The sequence below is a fragment of the Paenarthrobacter nitroguajacolicus genome (genome assembly GCF_031455195.1).
Lineage (GTDB): Bacteria > Actinomycetota > Actinomycetes > Actinomycetales > Micrococcaceae > Arthrobacter > Arthrobacter nitroguajacolicus_D.
Genome location: NZ_JAVDSH010000012.1, coordinates 152,182 through 173,858, shown reverse-complemented (window position 1 = coordinate 173,858; position 21,677 = coordinate 152,182). Strand labels below are relative to the sequence as shown.

Annotated in this window: 21 protein-coding genes and 1 tRNA gene; 14 read left to right on the top strand and 8 right to left on the bottom strand. The window is 63.7% G+C overall.

Annotated features, from left to right (window positions below):
- The first annotated feature begins 19 nt into the window (after positions 1 to 19).
- Together J2Y68_RS20735 and xerD are read left to right on the top strand one after the other, a co-directional pair.
- Positions 20 to 682 (top strand): NUDIX hydrolase, encoded by a 663-nt coding sequence (locus J2Y68_RS20735; protein ID WP_309996504.1) that lies wholly within the window; start codon positions 20 to 22, stop codon positions 680 to 682.
- 2 nt (positions 683 to 684) lie between these two features.
- Positions 685 to 1,644: a site-specific tyrosine recombinase XerD gene (gene xerD / locus J2Y68_RS20730; RefSeq protein ID WP_309996501.1), complete on the top strand. Its 960-nt coding sequence runs from the start codon at positions 685 to 687 to the stop codon at positions 1,642 to 1,644.
- Between the two features lie 24 nt (positions 1,645 to 1,668).
- On the opposite strand, the gene J2Y68_RS20725 is transcribed toward xerD, so the two are convergent.
- Positions 1,669 to 2,436 carry a hypothetical protein gene (locus J2Y68_RS20725; protein ID WP_309996499.1) on the bottom strand — a complete coding sequence of 256 codons (768 nt, stop codon included), beginning with the start codon at positions 2,434 to 2,436 and terminating at the stop codon, positions 1,669 to 1,671.
- A gap of 56 nt (positions 2,437 to 2,492) precedes the next feature.
- Here J2Y68_RS20725 and J2Y68_RS20720 point away from each other — a divergent pair, with 56 nt between their 5' ends.
- Positions 2,493 to 2,987 carry an 8-oxo-dGTP diphosphatase gene (locus tag J2Y68_RS20720; RefSeq protein ID WP_309996497.1) on the top strand — a complete coding sequence of 165 codons (495 nt, stop codon included), beginning with the start codon at positions 2,493 to 2,495 and terminating at the stop codon, positions 2,985 to 2,987.
- Between the two features lie 75 nt (positions 2,988 to 3,062).
- On the opposite strand, the gene J2Y68_RS20715 is transcribed toward J2Y68_RS20720, so the two are convergent.
- From J2Y68_RS20715 to J2Y68_RS20690, 6 genes are all read right to left on the bottom strand, one after another.
- On the bottom strand, positions 3,063 to 4,202 hold the full coding sequence (locus J2Y68_RS20715) for a bifunctional 2-methylcitrate synthase/citrate synthase (protein ID WP_309996494.1): 1,140 nt from the start codon (positions 4,200 to 4,202) through the stop codon (positions 3,063 to 3,065).
- A gap of 70 nt (positions 4,203 to 4,272) precedes the next feature.
- Positions 4,273 to 5,178, bottom strand: a complete 906-nt coding sequence (prpB, locus tag J2Y68_RS20710; protein ID WP_309996492.1) for a methylisocitrate lyase — start codon at positions 5,176 to 5,178, stop codon at positions 4,273 to 4,275.
- A complete protein-coding gene (locus J2Y68_RS20705) occupies positions 5,179 to 6,699 on the bottom strand; it encodes an MmgE/PrpD family protein (RefSeq protein WP_309996490.1) in 1,521 nt (506 codons plus the stop codon).
- A 27-nt stretch (positions 6,700 to 6,726) separates the two neighbouring features.
- The gene (locus J2Y68_RS20700; RefSeq protein WP_309996488.1) at positions 6,727 to 7,368 is read right to left on the bottom strand and encodes a GntR family transcriptional regulator; all 642 of its coding nucleotides are present in this window, start codon (positions 7,366 to 7,368) and stop codon (positions 6,727 to 6,729) included.
- A gap of 72 nt (positions 7,369 to 7,440) precedes the next feature.
- Positions 7,441 to 8,154, bottom strand: coding sequence for a response regulator (locus J2Y68_RS20695; protein ID WP_309996485.1), 714 nt, complete (start codon positions 8,152 to 8,154; stop codon positions 7,441 to 7,443).
- Positions 8,151 to 9,797 (bottom strand): sensor histidine kinase, encoded by a 1,647-nt coding sequence (locus tag J2Y68_RS20690; RefSeq protein WP_309996482.1) that lies wholly within the window; start codon positions 9,795 to 9,797, stop codon positions 8,151 to 8,153. Before J2Y68_RS20690 ends, J2Y68_RS20695 begins: the two co-directional genes overlap by 4 nt.
- 139 nt (positions 9,798 to 9,936) lie before the next feature.
- On the opposite strand from J2Y68_RS20690, the gene J2Y68_RS20685 reads away from it, so the two are divergent.
- From J2Y68_RS20685 to J2Y68_RS20640, 10 genes are all read left to right on the top strand, one after another.
- Positions 9,937 to 11,283: a cation:dicarboxylate symporter family transporter gene (locus J2Y68_RS20685; protein ID WP_309996479.1), complete on the top strand. Its 1,347-nt coding sequence runs from the start codon at positions 9,937 to 9,939 to the stop codon at positions 11,281 to 11,283.
- A gap of 248 nt (positions 11,284 to 11,531) precedes the next feature.
- Positions 11,532 to 12,431: a ParA family protein gene (locus J2Y68_RS20680; protein ID WP_211711355.1), complete on the top strand. Its 900-nt coding sequence runs from the start codon at positions 11,532 to 11,534 to the stop codon at positions 12,429 to 12,431.
- Positions 12,432 to 12,437: 6 nt separating this feature from the next.
- The gene (locus J2Y68_RS20675; RefSeq protein ID WP_309996475.1) at positions 12,438 to 13,364 is read left to right on the top strand and encodes a segregation and condensation protein A; all 927 of its coding nucleotides are present in this window, start codon (positions 12,438 to 12,440) and stop codon (positions 13,362 to 13,364) included.
- The gene (gene scpB, locus J2Y68_RS20670; RefSeq protein WP_309996473.1) at positions 13,357 to 14,013 is read left to right on the top strand and encodes an SMC-Scp complex subunit ScpB; all 657 of its coding nucleotides are present in this window, start codon (positions 13,357 to 13,359) and stop codon (positions 14,011 to 14,013) included. The genes J2Y68_RS20675 and scpB overlap by 8 nt, the downstream gene beginning before the upstream one ends.
- A 149-nt stretch (positions 14,014 to 14,162) precedes the next feature.
- Positions 14,163 to 15,374, top strand: a complete 1,212-nt coding sequence (locus tag J2Y68_RS20665; RefSeq protein ID WP_309996470.1) for a pseudouridine synthase — start codon at positions 14,163 to 14,165, stop codon at positions 15,372 to 15,374.
- Between the two features lie 3 nt (positions 15,375 to 15,377).
- The gene (locus tag J2Y68_RS20660; RefSeq protein ID WP_309996469.1) at positions 15,378 to 16,484 is read left to right on the top strand and encodes a prephenate dehydrogenase; all 1,107 of its coding nucleotides are present in this window, start codon (positions 15,378 to 15,380) and stop codon (positions 16,482 to 16,484) included.
- Positions 16,484 to 17,197 carry a (d)CMP kinase gene (gene cmk / locus J2Y68_RS20655; RefSeq protein ID WP_211711350.1) on the top strand — a complete coding sequence of 238 codons (714 nt, stop codon included), beginning with the start codon at positions 16,484 to 16,486 and terminating at the stop codon, positions 17,195 to 17,197. The genes J2Y68_RS20660 and cmk overlap by 1 nt, the downstream gene beginning before the upstream one ends.
- Positions 17,187 to 17,921 carry a lysophospholipid acyltransferase family protein gene (locus J2Y68_RS20650; protein ID WP_309996465.1) on the top strand — a complete coding sequence of 245 codons (735 nt, stop codon included), beginning with the start codon at positions 17,187 to 17,189 and terminating at the stop codon, positions 17,919 to 17,921. The genes cmk and J2Y68_RS20650 overlap by 11 nt, the downstream gene beginning before the upstream one ends.
- A 10-nt stretch (positions 17,922 to 17,931) precedes the next feature.
- Positions 17,932 to 19,482 carry a ribosome biogenesis GTPase Der gene (gene der / locus J2Y68_RS20645; protein WP_309996464.1) on the top strand — a complete coding sequence of 517 codons (1,551 nt, stop codon included), beginning with the start codon at positions 17,932 to 17,934 and terminating at the stop codon, positions 19,480 to 19,482.
- Between the two features lie 141 nt (positions 19,483 to 19,623).
- Positions 19,624 to 19,700: transfer RNA gene (locus tag J2Y68_RS20640), tRNA-Pro, on the top strand.
- A 127-nt stretch (positions 19,701 to 19,827) separates the two neighbouring features.
- Here the strand turns inward: J2Y68_RS20640 and J2Y68_RS20635 are convergent.
- Entirely contained in the window at positions 19,828 to 20,274 is a 447-nt protein-coding gene (locus J2Y68_RS20635) for a MarR family winged helix-turn-helix transcriptional regulator (RefSeq protein ID WP_309996461.1), read from the bottom strand.
- A 175-nt stretch (positions 20,275 to 20,449) separates the two neighbouring features.
- Here J2Y68_RS20635 and J2Y68_RS20630 point away from each other — a divergent pair, with 175 nt between their 5' ends.
- Entirely contained in the window at positions 20,450 to 21,658 is a 1,209-nt protein-coding gene (locus tag J2Y68_RS20630; protein ID WP_309996458.1) for an MFS transporter, read from the top strand.
- The last annotated feature ends 19 nt before the right edge of the window (positions 21,659 to 21,677 follow it).

The following is a 21,677-nucleotide window of genomic DNA, read 5'->3' as shown; positions in this document are numbered from 1 at the left end:
ACTAGCGAAGGACGGCGCGATGCCCGGTATTTCTGAAACCCCCCGCACATCAAGGCAGGTTTCGGACATGCCGAGCCCGCGCCGTCTTTTGTCCACCAGCAAGGTTTACGAAGGCCGCATCTGGGACGTGGTCAGTGACTCGTTCCAGCTCGGCGAAGACACGGACACCCTGGTCCGGGACTATATTGACCACCCAGGCGCCGTCGCTGTGCTTCCCATGAACGTGGACGGCGAGGTCCTGCTGCTCAAGCAGTACCGGCATCCCGTCGGTATGGACCTTTGGGAAATCCCGGCCGGCTTGCTGGACGTGGAAGGCGAAGATTTTGTGGTGGGCGCGGCGCGGGAGTTGGCCGAGGAAGCCGACCTGGTCGCTGCTACGTGGAATGTCCTGGTGGACTTCTTCAATTCGCCGGGCTCTTCCAGTGAAGCGGTCCGAATCTACCTGGCCCGCGGAATTACTGACGTTCCGGAAGCGGACAGGCATGTCAGGACGGACGAAGAGGCCGAGATTGAGCTTCAGTGGGTCCCGCTGGAAGATGCCGTCCAGGCTGTCCTCGAAGGCCGGCTGCACAATCCGTCCGCGGTGCTGGGAATCTTGGCTGCCGCAGCAGCGAAGGCCGATGGGTTCACTAAGCTCCGTCCTGCGAACGCGCCCTGGCCAGCACATCCGAGCCAGCGCTGAGCATGGCCGAGGCCCCTACCCGTACCCTCAATGCCATTGACCGGGCTGTTACCGACTACCTGCAGCACGTCGGCGTGGAAAAGGGTCTGGCAGCGAACACGTTGGCTGCGTACCGTCGCGACCTCGCAAGGTACTCGAACTTCCTGGCGGCGCAAGGGATCGAGCGTCCCGGCAACATCACGCGCCATCATGTAACGGCCTTCGTCCAGGCATTGTCTGACGGCTCGGACGGCGCAACAGTGCTGGGTGTCCGTTCCGCAGCGCGCACAGTGGTGGCCGTCCGCGGCCTGCACAAGTTTTGGGCGCTGGAAGGAACCACGACGGCGGACCCTGCCAGCGATGTCCACCCGCCGATGCCGGGCAAGAGGCTTCCAAAAGCCATCAGCGTTGGCGAAGTCACGCGCATCCTGGAAGCTGCCGGTACGGACACGCCGACGGGGCTCAGGGACCGGGCGCTCCTGGAGTTCCTCTACTCCACCGGGGCGCGCATCAGCGAGGCCGTTGGCCTGGACGTGGATGACGTCTCCCTTGAAGACTCCGGTGGCGATCCCGCGATCGTCAGGTTGTTCGGCAAAGGTTCCAAGGAGCGTTTGGTGCCTCTGGGTTCGTATGGTGCCCGCGCCGTCAGCGCCTATGTAGTCCGCGGCCGGCCGCTGCTGGCGTCCAAGGGGAAAGGGACGCCGGCGTTGTTCCTCAATGCCCGGGGCGGCCGGATCAGCAGGCAGAGTGCGTGGACCATCCTCAAAGCTGCGGCCGAGAAGGCCCAGATCACCAAGGATGTTTCGCCGCACACGCTGCGCCATTCCTTTGCCACCCATCTGCTTGAGGGCGGAGCAGATGTCAGGGTGGTGCAGGAACTCCTGGGCCACGCGTCTGTCACCACTACGCAGGTCTACACCCTGGTCACGGCGGACACTTTGCGGGAAGTCTACGCAGCTGCGCACCCGAGGGCGCTCGGCTAGGCCGTCCTGCCAAGCCGGAGGAGGCTAGCCTATGACGTTCAAGGTCAACTCGACGGCGTCCACAAACAGGGCAAGCAGAGACGTGCCCAGCCCAGCCACCAGCAGGAGGCCCGGGTGGGCCAGGCCGACCACCACCCGCTTGAGCCGGGGCCGGCCGCGGAGGAACTTCTTGGGAACCCGCGTCTTGACCGGCACTTGCCGCCAACCGCGCAGCCGCCGGAGGAACCACGCGCACCGGACAATGAACGCCATCCAGAGGACGGACAGCACCAGGGGAACGGCGGCCAGCATGAGGTTGAAGCCAAGAGCAGTGACTTCCTTTTCCGAGTCGCCAATGACGGACTGGACAGTGGTGGAGATGGACGCGCTCATTACCACCGAAGCCGCCCACACCATGAACGCCGCCACCAACGCCAGGAACCGGACAAAGAAATGTCCGAGTACTGTCGCATCAACCGCCCGGAGATGGCTGCGTGGGGTGGCATGCAGCACCACAAGCGTGGAGATCAGCGTGGGCATCGCTGCCATCAGGACCAGCAGGTACCAGGTCCATCCAGCCAGGTCCACCACTTCGTCCAGGACAATCAGCCCGGCCCACAGGAGGGTCCACGCCCATCCGGCGTACAACGGATGAGCCACCAGCCAACGCGGCAGCCAGGAGTCCCGCTCGGCTTTGGCTTCGGCGTCTATAACAGTCGCCCCGTCCTCGGCGCTTCCCGCCGTAGACGGCGTCCCTCCATCTTCCTCGACGGCGGCCGCTTTGGCGCCCGCGTCACCCCCACCTTCGCTCATGGGCTCACTGTAGCAATGGCGGCTTTGGCTGGGGAGATCAGGTTAAGGTAGGCAGCATGACTGCAGCCCAGGTAACTTTGTGCTTCCTCCTTCGTGATGCCGCGGACGGTGAGCACGTGCTGCTAGGCACCAAGAAGACTGGCTTCGGCCGCGGCAAGGTGGTGGGCGTTGGTGGACACCTGGAAGAGGGCGAAACCGCGGAGCAGGCTGCTTGTCGTGAGGTCATGGAGGAAATTAACGTGGTAGTGGCGCCGGAGGACTTGGTTCCTGCCGGGACAGTTGATTTTGTTTTTCCGGCCCGGCCCGAGTGGAACATGGCTACCACCGTGTTCCTCACCCGCGCCTGGGATGGGGAACCCACCGAAAGCGTTGAAATCGCGCCTGCTTGGTTCCCGGTGGCCCGTCTCCCAGTGGAACGCATGTGGGCGGACGCCGAGCACTGGTTGCCTGCCATGATTTCGGGGCAGCGTATCGCGGTCCGTGTCGCCTTGGCCGCCGACAACGAAAACGTCGCGGAGGTCCGCACCGAGGCGTGGGTGGGTCCGGTTTAGTACCACGGACGACGGCGGTCCGGCCACCTTAGGTGACCGGACCGCCGTCGTTCTTCCTGCTTTGAGGCCTGAGCCCTACGGCACGTGCCGCTCTTCGGGGCCGTTGTATTCGCTCAAAGGCCGGATGAGGGAGTTCGATGCTACCTGCTCCATGATGTGCGCGGTCCAGCCGGTGATGCGGCTGGCCACGAACAGGGGCGTGAATGTCTGGGTGTCGAAGCCCATGAGGTGGTACGTGGGTCCGGCCGGGTAGTCGAGGTTGGGCTTGATGGCCTTGGCCTCGTCCATGGCCTGCTCCAGACCGTTGTAAAGTCCAAGAAGTTCGGGTCGTCCGTAGTGGGCGATCATCTTGTCCAGTGCGGCTTTCATGGTGGGAACACGGGAGTCGCCGTGCTTGTAGACACGGTGTCCGAAGCCCATGACCTTCTTCTTCTGGGACAAGGCGTCTTCCATCCACGTCTTCGCCCTGGATGCGGCCTCTTCAAGGGACTCCTCGCTGCGGATGCCGATTTCGTCAAACGTGTGCATGACGGCTTCGTTGGCGCCTCCGTGCAAGGGGCCTTTGAGGGCGCCGATCGCGGCGGTCACCGCTGAGTGCAGGTCAGCGAGCGTGGAGGTGACCACCCGGGCGGTGAAGGTAGAGGCGTTAAAGGAGTGTTCTGCGTAGAGGATCATCGAGACGTTGAACGCCTCAACCACTTCGGGGACCTGTTCTTCGCCGAACGTCATCCACAGGAAGTTCGCCGAGTAGTCGAGGTCTTCGCGTGGCTCCACGACGTCCTCACCGCGACGGCGGCGCTGGTCATAGGCCACGACGGCGGGCATGGCAGCCCACAGGTCGATGGCCTTCTTCATGTTGGCCTCAGGCGATGAATCCTCGGCCAGTTCGTGCCGGGCGCCCAGCACGGAAGCTGCCGTGCGGCAGACATCCATGGGGTGCGCCGTGGTGGGCAGCGTATCAATAACGGACTTGACAACGGGGTCCAAGGCTCGGCCCGCGCGTTCGCGGGCAGTAAATTCCGCGAGCTGCGATTCGTTGGGCAGTTCGCCGTTCCACAGCAGGTAGGCCACTTCTTCGAAGCTGCATTTGGCGGCCAGTTCCTGAACCGGGTACCCGCGGTACAGCAGCGAGTTGGTGTCCGGGTTGACCTTCGAGACGGCGGTGTAGTCCACCACGACGCCGGCGAGGCCCTTTTTGATGTCAACAGCTGCCATGCTGCTCTCCTTCGTTCATGATGCAGGGCCCGGTAGGGGGACCCTGCGTTCCCCTTGATGAAATTGGAACCTAGCGGATGCCAGGAACCTTGAAGTTGAATACGCCGGTATCGAACTGGTTATATGCCTCGTAGTCCACGAGTTCGTAGAGGCGGGCACGCGTGAGCATGTTCTCCACTTGCGCCTCTTGGGTCCCCGCAGCCTTGATCGATTCCAGAGTACGCTCTGCAGCGCCCATGGCAATGCGGAGGAGCGTGACAGGGTAGATGACCATGTTCACGCCGACGGTTTGGAGCTGGTCGACGGTGAAGAGATCGCTTTTGCCGAACTCGGTCATGTTGGCAAGGATGGGCACGTCCACGGCGTCTCGGATGGCCTGGAACTCGTGCAGGTCCCGCATGGCTTCGGGAAAGATCGCGTCTGCCCCGGCGTCCACCAGTGCTCGGGCGCGGTCTTGTGCGGCCTGGATTCCTTCAACGGCGCGGATATCGGTCCGGGCCATGATGAGGAAGTTCGGGTCCCTGCGGGCGTCTGCTGCAGCGCGGATGCGTTTAGTGGCGGTGTCGATGTCGACGACGTTCTTGCCGTCCAGATGTCCGCAGCGTTTCGGGTTGAACTGGTCCTCAATGTGGCAACCGGCCAGGCCGGCGTTCTCGAGTTCCTGGATGGTGCGGGCCACGTTCATCGGTTCGCCAAATCCGGTGTCGGCATCCACCAACGACGGCAAATCGGTCATACGGGCGATCTGCCCGGCGCGCGTGGCTACCTCGGTGAGGGTGGTCAGGCCGATGTCCGGCAGGCCGAGGTCATTGGCGAGGACGGCGCCGGAGATGTAGACGCCGGCGAAGCCCTTCTCTTCTATGAGCCGGGCCGAGAGCGGGTTGAAGGCTCCCGGGAACTGCTGCACGGTCCCGGAGGCCAGCAGTTCCCGGAGTTTCAGCCGCTTCTGTTCGGGGGTGACTTTGGAGTACAGCATTTAGAACAGTCCCTTGGGTGCGTTGTTGAGGTCGATCACGCCGGGGGCTGCGGTGATGTTCAGCTGGTCCAGTTCGCCTTCGCCCAGTTCAGTGACGCGTTCGACGGCGGCGAGGAACCTTTCGATCTCGGCTTCCTCCACCAGCCCGGCAGCAAGCGTGCGGAACTTGTTGATGTACTGCTCGCGGGCGAACGGCCGGGCGCCGAGCGGGTGGGCGTCGGCCACAGCGATTTCATCGGTGATGACCGTGCCGTCGTTGAGGGTGATTTCAACGGAACCGCCGAACGCCTTCTCTGCGATGTCCAGCGAGTGGTAGCGGCGGGTCCATTCCGGGTCCTCCACGGTGGTGACTTTGTGCCAGAGTTCCACCGTGTCCGGGCGGGCTGCGCGTTCGGGGGCGTAGGAGTCCACGTGGTGCCAGGCGCCGTCCTGTAGTGCGACGGTGAAGATGTATGGGATGGAGTGGTCCAGGGTTTCGCGGGATGCGGTGGGGGAGTACTTCTGGGGGTCGTTCGCGCCCGAGCCGATGACGTAGTGGGTGTGGTGGCTGGTCTTGATCAGCACGGACTTCACGTTGGCGGGATCCGTGGTCTCCGGGTGTTCGCGGTTCAGTTTGCGGGCGAGGTCGATCCACGCCTGGGCCTGGTACTCGGCGGAGTGTTCCTTGGTGTAGGTGTCCAGGATGGCGCGCTTGGCTTCACCGGGCAGCGGCAGCGGAACCTCGTAGGAGGCGTCCGGGCCGTCCAGCATCCAGGCGATCACACCGTCTTCGCCTTCGTAGATCGGCACAGGAGAGGTCTGGCCGCGCATGGAACGGTCCACGGCTTCGACGGCCATCTTGCCGGCGAAGGCTGGTGCGTGGGCTTTCCAGGTGGAGATTTCGCCCTTGCGGGACTGCCGGGTGGCGGTGGTGGTGTGCAGGGCCTGGCCTACGGACTGGAAGATCTTCTCAACATCCAGACCAAGAAGTGTTCCGATGCCAGCGGCGGCGGAGGGGCCCAGGTGGGCGACATGGTCGATCTTGTGCTTGTGCAGGCAGATGGCCTTGACCAGGTTCACCTGGATTTCGTAGCCCGTGGCGATGGCCCGGACCAGGTCGGCGCCGTTGGAGCCAACGTGCTGGGCTACAGCCAAGATCGGCGGGATGTTGTCGCCAGGGTGGGAGTAGTCCGCGGCCAGGAACGTGTCATGGTAGTCCAGCTCACGCACGGCCACGCCGTTCGCCCAAGCGGCCCACTCAGGGGAGACCTGCTCGCTGATACCGAAAACCGAAGAACCCTTGCCGTTGGCAGACGGTGCGTGGGTCAGGGCCTGGGCGCGGGCTGCGACGATCGGTGCACGGTTCAACGACGCGATGGCCACGGAGGCGTTATCGATGATCCGGTTGATCACCATGTCGGTGACCTCGGGGGACACCTCGACGGGGTCGGCGGCGACCACGGCGATCTTGTGCGCCAACTGCTCCTCGCGGGGCAGGTTCTCTTCGCTCTTGTAGACACGGACGTGATGGTTCTTAACCATGGTGCTCCTTCTGGTCAGTGGGTGTATTCAGGCAGGGGTGTGGGTGGCTTTGACGTGGGTGAGACTGCGATGCAGGTGGACTGTGGTGGCTGCTTCTGCCAGCCGGGGGTTGCCGGCGGCGATGGCTTCTGCGATGGCGGCGTGTTCGGCGGCGGCCGCGTGGAGGCGGGCGGCGTCATCGGCCGCCAGGCGGCGTACCCGGACCAAATGGACGCGCAGGCTCCGCATCGCGTGGGCCATGTAGGTGTTTGAAATGGCGGCGTCGATGGCGTCGTCCAACCGGCCCACCAGCGCGTAGTAGTCGTGCCGGGCGGGGTCGTTTTCGCTGAGCAGTTCCGGGGCGAGCAGCAGTTTGGCGTGGAGTTCGGCGAAGATGCCGGGCTCGCCGCGTTGGGCGGCCAGCCCTGCGGCCCGCACTTCGAGTGTTTCGCGCAGTTCGAACAGTTCGTCGATGCTCTCCAGCGAGATATCGGTGACGACGACGCCGCGGCCTCCTGCCGCCGCCGTCAATCCCTCAGCTGTGAGCCTGCCCAGCGCCTCCCGGACCGGTGTGCGGGACACGCCGAGGCGCTCGGACTGCTCAACCTCCGCCAGCACCGTGCCCGGACGAAGGCGCCATTCGATGATGTCTTCCCGGAGGGCAGTATAGGCCCGGTCACTGGCGCGCATGCCCTCAGTGTATACACACAAACAGGCAAAAGCGACAGAATGAGTGTTTTCTGCCCGCTGTGTATACAGAAATTAGCTTCGGTTCCAGCCGTATTCGTTTTCGGGCCGCCCTGGAGTTCCGTACCGGGCCGCCCTGGTAACCGTCCCAGCGTCGGCCAGGTACTCCAGGTACCGGCGGGCGGTGACGCGGGACATACCGAGCGCATCCATGACTTCGCTGGCCGACACAGGCTGTTGCCGCGCCCTGACCAGGTCCTTCACGGACTCCAGTGTCGAGCCGGACAGGCCCTTCGGCAGCGGCAACTCCGTCGGAGCGCGAAGGCTCGCGAACGCCTGGTCCACGTCGCTCTGCGACGCTCCGGCCTTGGAGATCCCGGACATCGACCCAGCCAACTGGTCACGGAACGTCCGGTAGCTGCCCAGCTTGTCGGCGAACGTCGCGTAGGTGAAAGGCTTGATGAGGTACTGCACGACGCCGATCGACACGGCACTGCGCACGATGTTCAGTTCCCGGACGGCGGTAATCGCGATGATGTCCGCAAAAACTCCTGCCGACCGCATGCGGCGTGCCACGTCCAGGCCGTGCAGGTCAGGCAGGTTCATGTCCAGCAGTACCAGGTCAACCGGTGCGCCGGCCGCGGCAAATTCACGAAGGATGCGCAGGGCCGACTGCCCATCGGGTGCCGTACCTACCAAAGTGAAGCCTTCAAGGCGGCCGATGTAGACGGAGTGGGCATCGGATGCTATCGGCTCGTCCTCAACCACCAGGACGCGGATGTCTGTCATTCCTGCTCTTCCTCGGGATCCGGCACGGGCAACACAACATGGAACTGCGCGCCGCCGGGATTGCTGATGGTCATCGTACCGTTCAGCCGCTGCACCGCCTGCCTCACCAACGCCAGTCCGACCCCGCGGCCATGGGCTCCTCCTGCACCGGCTGCCGGTGATTTGGTGCTGAAACCGTACTGGAGTACGTCATCAATGGACCCGGGGTTGATGCCACTGCCGGTGTCCCGCACCGTGAATTCGACGGCGGCAACCCCGGCTTCCACGTCCAACTCCACCGTTCGTGGGGACTCACCAGCGGCTGCCGCGTCGATTGCATTGTCCAGCAGGTTGCCGAGGATGGTCACCAGGTCCTGGATCTCCAGCCCGCGGACACCGGAACTGCCGGAGGTACGGACCGCCAACTCCACCCCACGTTCATGGGCTTCGGCGGCCTTGCCCATGACCAAGGCGCTCATCACCGGCTCGTCCACGGATGCCACCATGTCATCGGTAAGCTGCTGGCTCAACTCGAGGTCCTTCGTGGCGAAATCCAGGGCTTGCGGCGTACGGCCCAGCTCCAACAGCGAAACGATCATGTGCAGCCGGTTTGCGTGTTCGTGGGTCTGGGCCCGCAAGGCATCGGACAACGTCTTCATGGTCTGCAGCTCAGTGCCCAATGATTCGATCTCTGTGCGGTCGCGGATGGTGGCCACCGTGCCGTAGACGGCTGGTTTCACCCTGCTGCGCCCGGGCACCGGCGCCACCGCAGGGGCCTGGTTGACCACCAGGATCCTGGACCCCGTGAGGTGGATTTCATCATGGGCCGGCCTGCCGGACTCGAACAGCGCCCGCAGGCTGCCGTCGAACGGCAGGTCGGCCAACCGTGGGGCAGCATCAGGTGACCGATCGGCGTCGGATGGCTCCAGGCCCAGCAGTTCCGCCGCTTGGTCGTTGTACATGACTGCTTTGCCGCGCGTGTCCACCAGGATGAGTCCCTCGCGCACGGAATGCAGGACTGATTCGTAATAGGCGAAGAGTTGGGCCAGTTGTTCCGGACCCCAGCCGCGCGTCACCGAACGCAGGTATCGCCCAAGCAGCCAGGAAGCGATGGATCCGAAGGTGAGCACCACCAAGGCGATGCCGCCGATCACGCCCAGGCGTTCGGCGACGTCTGTGTCCACGGTCCGCACTGTCACACCAGCCGCTACGAGCGCCTTGACCGTGCCACCTTGGTCTTTGACGGGGGAGATGGTCCGGACCGAGGGGCCAAGTGTCCCGGCTGTGACCTCGGTGAACGTGTTGCCGTTCAAGGCTGGTTCGATGGTTCCTATGTACGGCTTGCCCAGCTCCTCTGCCCGGGGATGGGTCCACCGCGTCCGGTCCGGAGCCATGATGGTGATGAAATCCGCATCAGCCTCACTCATGACCTTCAGGGCGTAGGGCTGAAGTACCGCCGATGGGTCCGCCGTGGATGCAGCCTGGAGGACAAGCGGGTTGTTGGCTATGGACGTTGAGATGGCACGCATTCGGCTGCCCGCGTCGTCGTAAGCACGGTCCCGGGCCTCCAGCACGGAAAACGCACCGAATGCCGCCGTCAGTACCAGGACGAACAGCAGGTTCGCCACAAACAGACGGCGGGCGATGCTCCAGCTGTGAAACACGTGGGCCTCCCATGACCAATATGACCGCAATGGTGATGTGTGTCACCAGCGACTCAATGATGGATATCACACAAGGGCAGCGGATTGGACATCAGTGCAGGACCGCAGCGCCTTACACAGTATCCAGAAGGAGAATCCTATGACCTCTCAACGAGGAGAGTCGGCAGTCGCTGCCAAAGGTGGACGCAAGGGGCTCGACAAGTCCCACTACCTGTATATCGCCGTCATCCTGGCCGTTGTGCTGGGCGCCGTAGTCGGCCTGCTGTTCCCTGAGGTCGGAAAATCCCTCAAGCCGCTGGGCGACGGTTTCATCAAGCTCATCAAGATGATGATCGCCCCCGTCATTTTCTGCACGATTGTGCTGGGTATCGGTTCGATCGCCAAGGCCGCAACGGTGGGCAAGGTGGGTGGACTGGCGCTGGGCTACTTCGTGGCGATGTCTACGTTCGCCCTTGCCATCGGCTTGGTTGTCGGCAACCTCATCCACCCGGGAGAGGGACTTAAGCTGACCCCCTATGACCCGAACAAGAAGGCCGCAACGGACAGCACCGCGGACTTCCTCCTGGGTATCATCCCGGGCGACATCCCGGTCCTGCCCACCTTGCTGGCCGCTATCCTGGTTGGCTTCGCCCTGCAGAAGATGGGCAAGGAGGGTGCTCCTATCCTGAAGGCCATCGGCCACGGACAGCGGCTCGTCTTCCGCATCCTGATCATGATCATGTGGCTTGCCCCCGTCGGCGCCTTCGGTGCGATCGCCGCCGTCGTCGGTGCAACCGGTGCCCAAGCGATCTTCAGCATGTTCACCCTGATGCTGGCTTTCTACATCACCTGCGCCCTGTTCATCGTGGTCATCCTGGGAACGCTGCTCCGGGTCGTGGCCGGCGTCAACATCTTCCGGCTCATGAAGTACCTGGCCCGCGAGTACCTGCTCATCTTCTCCACGTCCTCCTCCGAAGCTGCCCTTCCGCGCCTCATCGCCAAGATGGAGCACCTTGGTGTCTCCAAGCCGGTTGTTGGTGTCACGGTCCCCACGGGCTACTCCTTCAATCTGGACGGCACAGCCATCTACCTGACCATGGCGTCCCTCTTCGTCGCCAACGCCATGGGCACTCCGCTGGACCTGGGCGCCCAGATCTCGCTGCTCATCTTCATGATCATCGCCTCCAAGGGTGCTGCCGGTGTCACCGGCGCAGGCCTGGCAACACTCGCCGCCGGCCTCCAGGCACACAAGCCGGAACTGCTGGGCGGCGTGGGCATGATTGTGGGAATCGACCGGTTCATGTCCGAGGCCCGCGCCTTGACCAACTTCACCGGCAACGCCGTGGCCACGGTCCTGATCGGCACCTGGGTCAAGGAAATCGACAATGGCCAGGTGGAGCGGGTGCTGTCCGGCAGCGAGCCGTTCGACGAGCAGACCATGATCGCCCACGGCAGTGACGAGGAAACTGTTCCCGAGGGTGGGCCCCGGGAGAAAGCAACCGTCTAGCGCCGCAACGCGAAGCATGCAATGAAACGAAGGCCGGCACCTGTTGGGTGCCGGCCTTCCGTGCTCCCGCTCCGACACAACGCCCCAACCGAAACCTTCGACCTCTACTAGAGGGTCAAGGCTCAATACGCGGCCAATGTCAAGTTCCCCGGAATACCGTGTCGGGGCCTGTAGCCTAAGTGGGTAGTAGCGCTGAAGCCGGGGGCACAGCAGCAGGGAAGATCGTCGTCGAAAGAGTGGTTGGATACGTGAGCATCGAACGGGGTTCCGCAACGTTGGAAGGTACCGGGCTCGATCTGGAAGACGCCATCATGGGGCCCACTGGGCGCCCCCACCGCGAATTTCCGGAACCCGCTCCGTTGGCCTCCCACGGCCCGGCGAGAGTCATCGCCATGGTCAACCAAAAGGGTGGCGTAGGCAAAACCACGTCCACCATCAATCTCGCGGCTGCGCTCGCAGAGTATGGTCGGCGTGTCCTCCTGGTGGACTTCGATCCTCAGGGAGCACTGTCTGCTGGGCTGGGTGCCAATCCGCACGAGCTCGACCTCACCGTCTACAACGTCCTCATGGACCGTAAGGTGAGCATCCGCGACGCCATCCAGCAGACCGGAGTGGACGGCGTGGACCTCCTGCCCGCCAACATCGACCTTTCCGCGGCCGAAGTCCAGCTGGTGAATGAGGTAGCCCGCGAGCAGGTCCTGGACCGCGCACTGAAGAGCGTCGAAGACGATTACGACGTCGTCCTGATCGACTGCCAGCCTTCCCTGGGCCTCCTGACCGTCAACGCCCTGACAGCAGCACACGGAGTCATCATTCCGTTGATCTGCGAGTTCTTTGCATTGCGCGCTGTCGCCCTCCTGGTAGAGACCATCGAAAAGGTGCAGGACCGCCTCAACCCGCGCCTGCAGGTGGACGGCGTCCTGGCAACCATGTACGACGCCCGGACGCTGCACAGCCGCGAAGTGATCTCACGGTTGGTTGAGGCCTTCGGCGACAAAGTCTTCGAAACCGTCATCAAACGCTCCATCAAGTTTGCCGATGCCACCGTGGCGGCTGAGCCGATCACCAGCTATGCCGGCAACCACATTGGCGCAGACGCCTACCGCCGCCTTGCCAAGGAACTGATTTCGCGCGGCGGCGCGCCGTAGGGGACGGTGGGACCATCGCTCGCCCCCATGACTGACACTCCCGCGGCCGCGTCAGCAACCGTGGGGGACACAGCGTCTGACGCCGGTACCTCCGAAGCCCGCAAGCCGGGCTTTGAGGTACGGCTGGCCAACTTCACCGGCCCCTTTGATCTCCTGCTTGGCCTCATTTCCAAGCACAAGATGGACATCACCGAAGTGGCATTGGCTACCGTCACCGATGAGTTCATCAAGTACATTCGCCGCCTGCAGGAACTCGGCGAGGACTGGGCGTTGGACGAGGCCAGCGAGTTCCTGGTGATCGCCGCAACGTTGCTGGACCTTAAGGCCGCGCGCCTCCTTCCGGCCGGCGAAGTAGAAGACGCCGAGGACATCGCGCTCCTCGAGGCCCGGGACCTGCTGTTCGCCCGTCTCCTGCAGTACAAGGCGTTCAAGCAGATCGCCGGGATTCTGGGCGAAACATTGGAACAGGAAGCCCGTCGATACCCCCGCCAGGTTGCTTTGGAAGGTCATTTCGCCGCCCTGCTGCCGGAGCTTGTTTGGCGGCACACCCCGGATCAGTTTGCGGAACTGGCTGCCAAGGCGCTCAAGCCCAAAGACGCCGTGCCCGAGGAAGTGGGCTTGGGCCACCTCCATGCTCCGCCGGTCAGCGTCAAGGAACAGGCCGAAATCATGGGATACCGCCTGAAGTTGGGTGCGCCCTTGTCCTTCCAGGCGTTGATAGCCGATGCCGAAAACACCTTGGTGGTGGTGGCGCGCTTCCTTGCATTGTTGGAAATGTTCCGGGACCGGGTAGTGGCCTTCGAACAGCCCGAGCCTTTGGCGGATTTGACGGTGCGGTGGACCGGTGATGACGCAGACTGGGACAGTTCCAGTCTGAGCGAGGAATACGAAGCGGGACCCGGACAGGGAAGCACGGAGAACAGCGATGAATGAGCAGGAAGCGGCCCAGGATGGCCTGGCTGAACTGGACGTGCTGCCCGGGGGTGCAAAGGCGGCACTGGAAGCAGTCCTCATGGTCATCGACGAGCCCGCCACCACCGAAGAGCTGGCCGCGGGACTGAACGTCACGGTGGCCGTCGTCGAGGGTTTGCTGCATGACCTGCAGCGGGAGTATAGCGGCTATACTGTTAAAGCCCCGGACGTGGATGCTGTCGGCTTTGCCGATGCCAGCACTGCACCCCGGGGTTTTGAATTGCGGAACGTCGCCGGAGGGTGGCGGATCTATTCGCGGTCGGATTTCGCCGACATCGTGGGCAGGTTCGTCCTGGAAGGGCAGACCACCAGGCTGACTCAGGCGGCGCTTGAGACTCTGGCGGTCATTGCCTACCGGCAACCGGTCTCCAGGGCCCGGGTGTCCGCGATTCGCGGCGTTAACGTCGATTCCGTGGTCCGGACTCTTACCCAGCGTGGTTTGATCGAGGACTCCGGAAACGATCCCGAATCCGGGGCGGTCCTGTACAGGACTACCTCCTACTTCCTTGAACGGATGGGCATTGGCTCGGTGGCGGAACTGCCCCAGCTCTCGCCCCACCTTCCTGGTTTGGAAGGGATCGACGAGTACTACGACGCCACCCGGATGTAGCCAACGGCCACAAACGGCGGCACCAGAACTTAATACGGACACACGCACCGCAACAAGGTGCACAGCAACAAGGGGCAGACGATGTCTGTCCGGCTGGCTAGTGTTGATTTCAACACCAAATGCCGGCCATTACTACACAAGGACGGGTCATGACACAGGCGGGACGCCAGAGTTCACCACGTAACGGTTCGGGGCGCAACAGCTCCGGACGCAATGAGGCCAAGGGCGGCGCAGGCCGCTCCAACGCCGGCGGCTTTTCCGGCCGCGGCGGCAGCGCCGGCGCTGGAAAGCGCAACTTCACCCAGGGCGAGGGCCGCCCCTTCAAGGCTTCGAAGCCGCGCGAAGCGGCTCCCTTCGATCCCGACAACCCCACATCGGCCGGCGATTACGATCGTGGCCAGGCCGCCAGGCCAGCCAAGCCTTTCCGTAAGCCCGGCTCCAACAAGCCCGGCTTTGGCAAGGCTCCCGGTACTCCGGGCGCGCTGAAGCCCAAGCCGAAGCAGGCAAAGCAGTTCGGCTCCAAAGCGTTCGGCAGCGAACGCTTCGGCCAGAACCTGGGCCCCATCCGCAAGCCGGGCCGCAACCGCGGCCCGCGACAGGAAGTCCCGCAGTCGGACCTTCACGACGTAGACGGCGTACGCCTGCAGAAGGTCATGGCGCAGGCCGGCGTGGCTTCCCGCCGCGTCTGTGAGGAAATGATCCTCGAAGGACGAGTCGAAGTGGACGGACAGGTCACCACCGAGCTCGGTATGCGCGTGGACCCCACGTCCGCAGTGATCCACGTTGACGGCATCCGGATCCAGCTCGACGAAACGCTGGTCTACATGGTGTTCAACAAGCCCAAGGGCGTCGTCTCCACCATGGAAGACCCCGAGGGCCGGCCCTGCATCAGCGACTTCCTCAAGAACAACAAGAACAAGGGCGAACGACTGTTCCACGTCGGACGCCTCGATGTCGCCACCGAGGGACTGCTGCTGCTGACGAACGACGGCGAACTCGCCAACCGCCTGACGCACCCTTCCTATGAGGTACCCAAGACATACCTGGTGCAGGTGCGTGGCCCGTTCCCGCAGGGCGTCGGCGCCAAGCTCAAGAACGGCGTCGAGCTCGAGGATGGCGTAGCAGCTGTGGACTCGTTCAAGCTGGTTGACTCCACTCCCGGCCACGTCCTGATCGAGGTTGTCCTCCACTCCGGCAAGAACCGTATTGTGCGTCGCATGTTCGACGCCGTCGGTTTCCCGGTGGAGCGGCTGGTCCGTGTCAAGGTAGGTCCCATCGGTTTGGGCGACCAGCGACAGGGCAGCATCCGCAACCTCGGCAGGCAGGAAGTCGGGCACCTCCTGGCATCCGTAGGGCTCTAGGGCATGTCGGCATTCGGTACGCACGGCCGGGGCCATCTCGATGGCCCGGTCGTCGTTCTCGGTACAGGCCTGCTTGGGGCCAGCATAGGCCTGGGCCTGCGCGGCCGCGGGGTTCCCGTCTTCCTTTTTGATCCGTCACCGACCAATCAGGCGGTTGCCGTGGATATCGGTGCGGGGCGTCCGTTGGCGGAGCTGGACCAAGAACCCCAGCTTGTTGTTGTTGCCGCGCCGCCGGACGTCACGGCCGATGTCGTGGAGAAGGCGCTGGGGGACTACCCGTCCGCGGTCGTCGTCGATATTGCCAGCGTGAAAGCCACCATCCAGGCTGAACTGCGTGAGCGGGGCGTTGATCTCACCCGGTACGTGGGCACCCATCCCATGGCCGGCCGGGAAAAGTCGGGCCCGGTCGCGGCGCGCGGTGAGCTTTTCACGTCCATGCCGTGGGTTATTTGTCCGACGGAGGAAACCGGAAGTGCGGCCCTGCAGGCGGCCCGGTCCCTCGCCGGAGATCTCGGGGCGACCGTTTCGCAGTTCACCGCGGACGAGCACGATGAAGCGGTGGCCTTGGTTTCGCATCTGCCGCAGATCATGTCATCCCTGCTCGCCAGCCGACTTCAGGGGACGCCGATGCATGCCTTGTCCCTGGCCGGCAACGGGCTTAGGGACACCACCCGCATCGCGGCCAGCGACCCCACCCTGTGGGTGCAGATCCTGGGCGGCAATGCGAACAAGGTGGTTTCGATTTTGCACGGCGTTCGCGAAGACCTGAACCGCCTGATCGGAACACTGGAAGAACCACTGGCACCCGGAGCCCGGCTTGACCTTGCACAGCTCATCAGCGAGGGCAATGCGGGGCAGGCCCGGATTCCGGGCAAGCACGGCGGCCCGCCGCAGGCCTACTCGTGGCTCACTATCCTGGTGGATGACAAACCGGGCCAGATCGCGCACCTCCTCACGGAGATTGGCGAGATCGGCGTGAATGTCGAAGACCTCCGGCTCGACCATTCGTCGGGTCAGAATGTGGGCATGGTGGAGCTTTCCGTGCTTCCCAGCAAGCACGACCTCCTTGTTGAAGCTTTGACTGACCGTGGATGGCGGGTACTCCAGTAATGACACGAGAATTCTTTGGCCCCGAAACGGTTGCCCGCCCCGGCAAGCCTTTGGTGATTGCCATCGACGGCCCTTCAGGTTCCGGGAAGTCCAGCGTCAGCAAAGAGGTGGCCAGGCGGTTGAAGCTGGCGTACCTCGACACCGGCGCCATGTACCGGGCCCTGACCTGGTATTGCCTGAAGACCGGGGTGGACCTTCACGACGGCGCCGCGGTGGAGGACGCTTCCAAGAAAATCCCGTTGGAAATCAGCACGTCCACAGCCACGGAGTATGTAGCCGTGGACGGAACGGACATCACGGAGGAAATCAGGGACCCCCTCATTTCCTCGTCGGTGAGTGCGGTCGCCACCACGCTTGGGGCGCGCACGGAACTCATTCGCCGGCAGCGGGAGCTTATCGGCCAGCACCACCACCGCATGGTGGTGGAAGGACGCGACATTACTACCGTCGTCGTCCCCAATGCCGAGGTCCGCATGCTGCTGACCGCCAGTGAAGAAGCCAGGCTCCGGCGTCGTGGCATCCAGCTGGGTGGCACGCAAAGCAAGGAACAACTTGCCGCCCAGGTGATCCAGCGTGATGCCAAGGACTCCACGGTGGTGAACTTTACGCAGGCTGCCGACGGCGTAGTGACGCTGGATTCTTCGGACCTGGACTTCGAGGAGACGGTGGATACTGCCCTGGCGATCGTCAGCAAGGTCATCTATGGCGACTGAGAACCAGCTTCCCGCGCCATGGACCCGGCTGTGGAGCCGTCCCATCGGATGGATCATCGATCATCTGTACTACCGGACCGAGGTCACGGGCAAAAGCAACGTGCCCGCCGCCGGCCCGGTGGTTTTCGCCGCCAACCACATCAGCTTCCTCGACGGCCCGGTCATGTTCGGTGCTTCGCCCCGCCCCATGCACATCCTGGTCAAAAAGGAGATGTTCACAGGTATCCTCGGCAAGGTCCTCAGGGGCTCCGGGCAGATTCCCGTGGACCGTACAGGGGACCGCGTGGCCCTGCACACCGCCAAGAAACTGCTCGACGCCGGCCGTTGCGTCGGTATCCTGCCGGAAGGAAGCCGGGGGAGCGGTTCCGCCGAAAGCATCAGCAGTGGAGTTGCCTGGCTGGCACTGAACTCTGCCGCGACAGTCATACCGGTCGCCATTCTTGGAACCCGCCAGGGTGATGAGCATCGGGACCATATCCCCAAACCACGCCGGAAGCTCTATGTCAGCTTCGGCGAACCAGTCACGGTGAAGCGCCGGAAGGGCGAGCCGGGGCGTGTTTCAATGGACAGGGCGGCTGCGGACATCCGCGACGCCCTGGCCGAACACGTCCAGGACGCCATCCGGGCCACGGGCCAGGGCCTCCCCAGCGAGCCTGCGCCCGAAGCATCCACTTCGCAGCACCGCCAAACAGCAGTAGCCGGGACGCCGGCAGACCACCCCTAAGGAAAGTGCAATGAGCGATACGACTCAAAAATCCGGCCTCCATGGAGCCGGCGACGACGAATACACGCCCACCGGCACCGACCAGGTGGCGGAGAACCTGGCTGCCCTGGACGACGACGAGGCCGAACTCCGCGCTGCGTCCCTTCGGGCGGGCCTGGACGATTACGAGCTCGATGAAGAAGACGCGGCGCTGCTGAGCGGCGAGTACGGCGACGAGGGCGACGAAGGCCCCCTGAAGCTGGACCCCGTCCTCGCCATCATCGGCCGGCCGAACGTGGGTAAGTCCACCCTGGTGAACCGCATCCTGGGACGCCGTGAAGCAGTGGTGGAAGACACGCCCGGTGTGACCCGCGATCGCGTCATGTACTCCGCTCACTGGAACGGCCGTAACTTCACCTTGGTGGACACCGGCGGTTGGGAGCACGACGCCAAGGGTATCCACGCCCGGGTCGCCGAGCAGGCCGAGATGGCTGTTGAACTGGCAGACGCCGTGCTTTTCGTCGTGGACTCCGCCGTGGGCGCAACGTCCACGGACGAGGGCGTCATGAAGATGCTCCGCAAGAGCAAGAAGCCGGTCATCATGGTGGCCAACAAGGTTGACGACTTCGCCCAGGAAGCCGACACGGCGACGCTGTGGGGCCTTGGCTTTGGCGAGCCGTACCCCGTGTCCGCACTCCACGGCCGTGGAGTCGCCGACCTCCTTGACCACGTCATGGACACCCTGCCCGAATACTCCCTGGTGGAAGGCGTGGACCGCACCGGCGGACCGCGACGCATCGCGCTGATCGGTCGCCCGAACGTGGGCAAATCCTCGCTGCTGAACAAGCTTGCGGGCTCGGAGCGTGTGGTCGTGGACACCCTCGCCGGCACTACACGTGACCCTGTTGACGAGTTCATCGAACTCGGCGACCGCACGTGGCGCTTCGTGGATACTGCCGGTATCCGCCGTCGCCAGCACATGGCCCAGGGTGCGGACTTCTATGCGTCCCTGCGTACGCAGGCCGCGCTCGAAAAGGCGGAGGTCGCGGTCGTGCTTCTTGCCGTCGACGAGGTCCTCAGTGAGCAGGACGTCCGCATCCTCCAGTTGGCTATCGAGTCCGGCCGTGCGCTGGTTCTCGCGTTCAACAAGTGGGACCTGCTGGACGACGAACGCCGCCGGTACCTTGAGCGTGAAATCGAGCAGGACCTGGCCCACGTTGAGTGGGCACCGCGCGTGAACATCTCAGCCAAGACCGGGTGGCACAAGGACCGCTTGGTTCCTGCGCTGGACACTGCACTGGAGAGCTGGGACCGTCGTATCCCCACCGGACGCCTGAACGCGTTCTTGGGCGAACTGGTTGCCGCGCACCCGCACCCCGTCCGTGGTGGCAAGCAGCCGCGCATCCTCTTCGGCACGCAGGCATCAAGCCGGCCGCCGAAGTTCGTGCTGTTCACCACCGGCTTCCTGGACCCCGGATACCGCCGTTTCATCACCCGCCGCCTCCGCGAAACGTTCGGCTTTGAGGGCACGCCCATCGAGGTCAACATGCGTGTCCGCGAGAAGCGCGGCAAGAAGCGTTGATTGAGACGGGCATCACAGCCGAGTTTGGCTGAGATGGCGTTGGCACCCTCCAACTTCGTGTAAGCTTTTGGAGGTGGTTCGGCCGGACTGCTTAGGTGGGACTCTTCGGAGGAAAACTTAGGCGGAGAACGGTGGAACCAGCGGGCTGTAGCGCAGCTTGGTAGCGCACTTGACTGGGGGTCAAGGGGTCGCAGGTTCAAATCCTGTCAGCCCGACCATAAAGGCCGGAATCACGCGGAAACGCAGTGATTCCGGCCTTTGGTCGTTAACATGCCATGTTCTCCCGGCTTGTCCGTTGGTCCCGGGCGTTCATGCCTGGGAAAACGAACAAGACCGGGATTTTGGCTACACCTTCTGCAGCGCGCCGAGTGCCCGGACCAGGGGTTCAAGCTCCGGCACGGCCTCGGCCGCATCCAGTGCTGCAGCCAGGGTGTCGTCATGGACCGGCTTGGCTGCCTCGAGCAGTTTCTGACCGGCCGCCGTCAGCTCGGTGTAAATGCCCCGACGGTCGTCTGCGCACAGAATGCGGGTGAGGAGCCCGCGGTCTTCAAGCCGGTTGACCAGGCGGGTAGTGGCGCTGCTGGACAGGGCGGTGGCGCGGGCCAGTTGCTGCATCCGCATGTGCCACCCGTCCTGGCGGCTCAGGGCGTCCAGGACCGTGTATTCAACCACGGACAGGTCGTTGGCCGCCTGCAGCGCCTTCTCCAGTTCCGCCTCGATGCTTCCGTGCAGGGCTGCAAGGGTGCGCCAGCCCTGTGCCCGAACCTCGACGGCGTCATCCTTGATGCCCATGTGTGCTGTGCTCCTCAGTTGTTTGGCGGATCTGGGCAGACGCACCAGGAAATGTAGTTGCTTGCGCAAGTATCTAGCGTGTGCAACTATATATAGAGCGTCTGCAAATATTATTCTACGGTTCCCGGCGGCGCACTTCCACTCCCGTGGGAACCACCCAGCTAAGGAGCTTCACATGCCCGCAGGGTTGATTGCCCTTGCCCTAGGCGGATTTGGCATCGGATTGACCGAATTCGTCATCATGGGCCTCCTCCCGGAGGTTGCTTCCGACTTCCAGGTCAGCGAGGCTTCTGCCGGATGGTTCATTTCCGGTTACGCCCTCAGCGTTACTGTCGGTGCCCTGCTGGTGACGGCTGCGGTAACCCGCCTGCCGCGTAAACCTGTCCTCATGGGTTTGCTCGTCCTCTTCATTGCCGGCAATTTCCTTTCCGCCATCGCCGACAGCTACACGGCCATGCTGATTGGCCGCATAGTCGCCGCGCTCTGCCACGGTGCCTTCTTCGGCATCGGGTCGGTGGTGGCCGCGAGCCTGGTCCCGTCCCACAAGAAGGCCGGAGCCATCGCCATCATGTTCACGGGCCTCACGGCCGCCAATGTGCTGGGTGTACCCTTTGGAACCCTCCTGGGCCAGAACTTCGGCTGGCGCTCCACTTTTTGGGCAATCACCGCTATCGGTGTCATCGCCCTCCTCGGTATCGCGCTCATGGTTCCCAAGGCCAGCACGGAACCGACCAAGGGCCTTCGCAGCGAACTGGGTGCCTTCAAGTCCGGCCAGGTCTGGCTCTCCATCGTCGTCACTATCCTGGGCTTCGGCGGAATGTTCGGTGCCTTCACCTACATTGCTTTCACCCTGACGGAGGTCTCCGGTTTCGAGTCGGGTGCGGTGCCGTGGCTCCTGGTGCTGTTCGGAGGCGGACTCTTTGTTGGAAACTTCCTCGGTGGCAAGGCAGCAGACAAGGCCTTGGACAGGACACTCATCGTCATTCTCGCGGGGCTCGTCGTAGTACTGGTGTTCTTTGCCCTCACTGCCTCCAACGGCATTGCCACGTTGATCTCCCTCGCCCTGATGGGCGGGTTTGGGTTCGCGACAGTCCCTGGCCTGCAGATGCGGGTCATGCATTTCGCCTCTACAGCGCCGACGCTTGCGTCCGGGGCGAACATCGGTGCCTTCAACCTGGGCAACGCCCTGGGAGCCTGGCTAGGCGGCGTGACCATCACGGCAGGGCTCGGGTATACGTCACCCATCTGGGCCGGCGCCGGCATCACCGTCGCAGCACTGGTGGTCATGGTTATTGCCGCCGCCGCAGCCAAGCGCGGAGGAGCCGCGCTGCAGACTGCAACGGCCGGCGTCGAACGCGAACCGCGCGGGGCGACTGTCGCCTGAGGCTGGACCGCCCGAAGAA

Excerpts from the sequence above, each read along its gene's own strand:
- J2Y68_RS20735 (WP_309996504.1), top strand. The coding sequence starts at position 20 with ATGCCCGGTATTTCTGAAACCCCCCGCACATCAAGGCAGGTTTCGGAC.
- xerD (WP_309996501.1), top strand. The coding sequence starts at position 685 with ATGGCCGAGGCCCCTACCCGTACCCTCAATGCCATTGACCGGGCTGTT.
- J2Y68_RS20725 (WP_309996499.1), bottom strand. The coding sequence starts at position 2,436 with ATGAGCGAAGGTGGGGGTGACGCGGGCGCCAAAGCGGCCGCCGTCGAG.
- J2Y68_RS20720 (WP_309996497.1), top strand. The coding sequence starts at position 2,493 with ATGACTGCAGCCCAGGTAACTTTGTGCTTCCTCCTTCGTGATGCCGCG.
- J2Y68_RS20715 (WP_309996494.1), bottom strand. The coding sequence starts at position 4,202 with ATGGCAGCTGTTGACATCAAAAAGGGCCTCGCCGGCGTCGTGGTGGAC.
- prpB (WP_309996492.1), bottom strand. The coding sequence starts at position 5,178 with ATGCTGTACTCCAAAGTCACCCCCGAACAGAAGCGGCTGAAACTCCGG.
- J2Y68_RS20705 (WP_309996490.1), bottom strand. The coding sequence starts at position 6,699 with ATGGTTAAGAACCATCACGTCCGTGTCTACAAGAGCGAAGAGAACCTG.
- J2Y68_RS20700 (WP_309996488.1), bottom strand. The coding sequence starts at position 7,368 with ATGCGCGCCAGTGACCGGGCCTATACTGCCCTCCGGGAAGACATCATC.
- J2Y68_RS20695 (WP_309996485.1), bottom strand. The coding sequence starts at position 8,154 with ATGACAGACATCCGCGTCCTGGTGGTTGAGGACGAGCCGATAGCATCC.
- J2Y68_RS20685 (WP_309996479.1), top strand. The coding sequence starts at position 9,937 with ATGACCTCTCAACGAGGAGAGTCGGCAGTCGCTGCCAAAGGTGGACGC.
- scpB (WP_309996473.1), top strand. The coding sequence starts at position 13,357 with ATGAATGAGCAGGAAGCGGCCCAGGATGGCCTGGCTGAACTGGACGTG.
- J2Y68_RS20665 (WP_309996470.1), top strand. The coding sequence starts at position 14,163 with ATGACACAGGCGGGACGCCAGAGTTCACCACGTAACGGTTCGGGGCGC.
- J2Y68_RS20660 (WP_309996469.1), top strand. The coding sequence starts at position 15,378 with ATGTCGGCATTCGGTACGCACGGCCGGGGCCATCTCGATGGCCCGGTC.
- cmk (WP_211711350.1), top strand. The coding sequence starts at position 16,484 with ATGACACGAGAATTCTTTGGCCCCGAAACGGTTGCCCGCCCCGGCAAG.
- J2Y68_RS20650 (WP_309996465.1), top strand. The coding sequence starts at position 17,187 with ATGGCGACTGAGAACCAGCTTCCCGCGCCATGGACCCGGCTGTGGAGC.
- der (WP_309996464.1), top strand. The coding sequence starts at position 17,932 with ATGAGCGATACGACTCAAAAATCCGGCCTCCATGGAGCCGGCGACGAC.
- J2Y68_RS20635 (WP_309996461.1), bottom strand. The coding sequence starts at position 20,274 with ATGGGCATCAAGGATGACGCCGTCGAGGTTCGGGCACAGGGCTGGCGC.
- J2Y68_RS20630 (WP_309996458.1), top strand. The coding sequence starts at position 20,450 with ATGCCCGCAGGGTTGATTGCCCTTGCCCTAGGCGGATTTGGCATCGGA.